The following is a 3,658-nucleotide window of genomic DNA, read 5'->3' on the forward strand; positions in this document are numbered from 1 at the left end:
TCGAAGGCGAGCGGCCCGACGGCGAGCGTGGCCCCGCGCTCGCGCACCGCGTCGGCGGCGGCGTCGGCGCTCTCCGTCCCGAAGTAGCTGGTCCACGCGACCGGCATCGCCCAGCCGCCGCCCGCGACACCGAGGCCAGCCACCGCCTCGCCGCCGACCACGGCGTGCGCGTACGGGCCGAAGCGGTCCGGCCCCGGCTCGAACTCCCAGCCCAGCAGCGGCCCGTAGAACGCCTGCGCGCCCGCCAGGTCCCGGGCCGTCAGGCTCACCCAGCACGGAACGGCCGCCACGCAGCGCACCCGGGCGGTCTCACCGCTGCCCATCGCGGACCTCCTCGCCACCACCCGGCCGCCGGGCCCCTCCCGACACCCACGACCCACCGGCCGCCCGGGACGCCCACAGCCTAGGCCGACAGGCGTACCCCCGCCCGGCCCGACACGGCCTGGTTCAGCGCACCCAGTCCTTCAACGGCTCGGTGTCGAGGGAGATGCCGACGGGCTCGGGCAGGTGGACGGTCTTACCGAAGGGGAGGATCTGGACGGTCTCGTAGCGGACGCCGTCCGGCGCGCTGTAGACCTTGACCTCGGCGCTGTCCCTGTCGATCAGCAGGTACAGCGGGATGCGGCTCTCGGCATAAGCCCGAGGCTTGTCGATGCGGTCACGCTGATTGGTGTCGGAGTCGAACGAGGTGACCTCCGCGACCATCAGCACCTCGTCCGTCACGGCCCAATCTCCCTGCCCGACAAAGGCGTCTGCATCAGCGAGCGTGCCGTCCGGACGGGCGTTGCCACCTCGGTAGCCCTGAAGCTTCAAGCCCTGATCGTGCAGGTAGAGCTCCGGCCGGGCTTGGATGCAGATCCGCACGAGCCACTGAACAATGCGGCCGTGATCGCCGTCTGGCACCGGCTTGATCCCCAACTTCCCATTGATGAACTCCGGCCGGATGCCTTCGACGGTCCGGGCCAGGGCGCGAGCGAACTCCTCGAACTCCTCGGGCAGCATCAGCGGGCGGTCGGAGATTGCGGTCATGGACTTTCCTCCCTCGCCTGGACACCCCCCGATGCAACGATCACACCGGCGAGTGGTTACGGGCCGTCTGGCCTTCTGACGATAACCCTCATCAACTGTGACGCAGGTCACATCGATGGATGAAATATCCGGGGACGGAATCCCCGTTTGCTCCTACGTAGGCAGAAGCGGGGAGAAGTTCCCCGGTATCTTGATGAGGAGCAGTCGCCGTGACCACCGCCGCCACCAAGCCGGCCCGTTCCGCGGAGAGCGTTCGGGCGCCCAAGCTGCGCGCAGATGCCACCCGGAACCGGGAGCGGATCGTGCTGGCGGCCCGGGACGCGTTCGTCGAGCACGGCGCCGACGTGCCGCTGGACGAGATCGCGAAGCGGGCGGGGGTCGGCAACGCCACGCTGTACCGGAACTTCCCGGACCGCACGTCGCTGATCAAGGCCGTGGCACTGCTCGTCAAGGGCCGCATCCTGGCTCTCGCCGAGACGGCGGCGGCCGAGGCCGACGCGCTCGGCGGCACCGGCCCGTTCGACGCGCTCCAGCGGTTCGCGCACGCGACCGTCGAGGAGAAGGTCGGCGCGCTGTGCACGGTCTTCGGCACCCGGGTGGACCCGTTCGACCCGGACGTCGTCGAGATCCGCGACCGGCTGCACGGGGCCGTCGGCGGCTTGCTGGAGCGCGCTCGCGCGGCGGGCGAGCTGCGGCCGGACGTCGACCACGGTGACCTGTTCATCGCGATGGCCCAGCTCTCCCGCCCGCTGCCGAACACCTCCTGCCGGATGCTCGACGCGTTCGTGCACCGGCACCTCCAACTGTTCCTGGACGGCCTGCGGGCACCCGCCCGTTCCGTCCTGCCCGGCCGGCCCGCCACCTTCGAGGACTTCCAGGCCGCCAACCACTGATCCGTTCCGACCTCCGATCCCCTCCCGACCCCTCCCGACTCCGACCGACCGGCACCCCCAGGCCGCCACGGCCTGATCCCGGCACGCCCGCGTACGGCGCCAACTCGCGCCGCGCGCAGGCTCGTTGACCCCTCTCCCGCCCCACACGCACCCGTGAAGCGAGTACCGCCATGCCCGAAACCGACGCCCGCCCGGCGACGCTGCCCGATCCCAGGCGCTGGAAGGCCCTGATCTTCATCGGCCTCGCCCAGCTGATGGTCGTCCTCGACGCGACCATCGTGAACATCGCCCTGCCGTCCGCCCAGCGCGACCTCGGCATATCCGACGGCAACCGCCAGTGGGTCATCACCGCCTACGCGCTCGCCTTCGGCGGCCTCCTGCTGTTCGGCGGCCGGATCGCCGACCTGTGGGGCCGCAAGCGCACCTTCATCGTCGGCCTGACCGGCTTCGCCCTCGCCTCCGCGCTCGGCGGCGCCGCGGCCAACACCGCGATGCTGCTCGGCGCCCGCGCCCTCCAGGGCGTGTTCGGCGCACTGCTCGCGCCCGCCGCACTCTCCCTGCTCGCGGTGACCTTCACCGAGGCCAAGGAGCGCGCCAAGGCCTTCGGCATCTACGGCGCGATCGCCGGTGGCGGTGGCGCCATCGGCCTGATCCTCGGCGGCCTGCTCACCGAGTACATGAACTGGCGCTGGACCTTCTTCGTCAACATCCCGTTCGCCATCATCGCCGCCGCCGGCGCCGTCCTGGTGATCCGCGAGCCCGCCGAGGGCCGCAACCGCAACCGCCTGGACGTCCCGGGCGTGCTGCTGGTGACCACCGGCCTGGTCTCCCTGGTCTACGGCTTCACCCGCGCCGAGACGAGCGGCTGGACGGCCGGCAGCACGCTGGGCCTGTTCATCGCCGCCGCCCTGCTGCTCACCGCGTTCGTCCTGGTCGAGCGGAAGGTCAAGGCCCCGCTGCTGCCGCTGCGCGTGGTGCTCGACCGCAACCGCGGCGGGGTGTACCTGTCGCTCGGCATGGCCGTGATCGGCATGTTCGGCCTGTTCCTGTTCCTGACCTACTACCTGCAGATCGTGCTGGACTACAGCCCGGTCCTGACCGGCGTCGCGTTCCTGCCGATGGTGGCGGGCATGATCACCGGCTCGACCCAGATCGGCGCCCGGCTGATGACCCGGGTCCCGGCGCGCTACCTGATGGCGCCCGGCTTCCTGGTCGCCTCGATCGGCATGCTGATCCTGACCCAGATCGGCCTGGACTCCTCCTACCCGGTCCACATCCTGCCCGGCCTGATCCTGATGGGCCTCGGCATGGGCACCGCGTTCATGCCGGCCATGAGCCTCGCCACGCACGGCGTCCAGCCGCGCGACGCGGGCGTCGCCTCGGCGATGGTCAACACCTCGCAGCAGGTCGGCGGCGCCATCGGCACCGCGCTGCTGAACACGATCGCGGCCAGCGCCACCACCAGCTGGCTGGCCTCGCACGCGACCGCCGCCGCGGCGGACAACCCCGCCGCCGCGAAGGTGCTGCAGTTCCAGGGCATGGTGCACGGCTTCTCGACCGCGATCTGGGTGTCCTTCGGGATCCTGGTGGCGGCCGCGGCCGTGGCCTTCACCTTCGTCAACGCCGGCCGTCCGGGCGCGACCAGCGGTTCGACCGCCGACGCCCAGGAGGCCGCCGAGGTGCCCGTCCTGGTGCACTGAGCCCGCGCGGGCGAACTCCGGGTGCGTACGGCGGCC

3 protein-coding genes and 1 pseudogene are annotated in these 3,658 nt (G+C 71.5%); 2 read left to right on the forward strand and 2 right to left on the reverse strand.

The annotated features are described in order from the left end of the window. Both AB0O00_RS32655 and AB0O00_RS32660 read right to left on the reverse strand, forming a co-directional pair. Nucleotides 1-323: pseudogene (locus tag AB0O00_RS32655) on the reverse strand (VOC family protein); the annotation flags it as partial. A gap of 124 nt (nucleotides 324-447) precedes the next feature. Beyond that, nucleotides 448-1,029 (reverse strand): Uma2 family endonuclease, encoded by a 582-nt coding sequence (locus AB0O00_RS32660; RefSeq protein ID WP_363657973.1) that lies wholly within the window; start codon nucleotides 1,027-1,029, stop codon nucleotides 448-450. Nucleotides 1,030-1,238: 209 nt separating this feature from the next. On the opposite strand from AB0O00_RS32660, the gene AB0O00_RS32665 reads away from it, so the two are divergent. Together AB0O00_RS32665 and AB0O00_RS32670 are read left to right on the forward strand one after the other, a co-directional pair. Continuing rightward, a complete protein-coding gene (locus AB0O00_RS32665) occupies nucleotides 1,239-1,922 on the forward strand; it encodes a TetR/AcrR family transcriptional regulator (RefSeq protein ID WP_363657975.1) in 684 nt (227 codons plus the stop codon). Between the two features lie 170 nt (nucleotides 1,923-2,092). Further along, a complete protein-coding gene (locus AB0O00_RS32670; protein WP_363657977.1) occupies nucleotides 2,093-3,622 on the forward strand; it encodes an MFS transporter in 1,530 nt (509 codons plus the stop codon). The last annotated feature ends 36 nt before the right edge of the window (nucleotides 3,623-3,658 follow it).

The organism is Kitasatospora sp. NPDC093558 (assembly GCF_040683475.1).
Taxonomy (GTDB): Bacteria; Actinomycetota; Actinomycetes; order Streptomycetales; family Streptomycetaceae; genus Kitasatospora.

Excerpts from the sequence above, each read along its gene's own strand:
- AB0O00_RS32660 (WP_363657973.1), bottom strand. The coding sequence starts at position 1,029 with ATGACCGCAATCTCCGACCGCCCGCTGATGCTGCCCGAGGAGTTCGAG.
- AB0O00_RS32670 (WP_363657977.1), top strand. The coding sequence starts at position 2,093 with ATGCCCGAAACCGACGCCCGCCCGGCGACGCTGCCCGATCCCAGGCGC.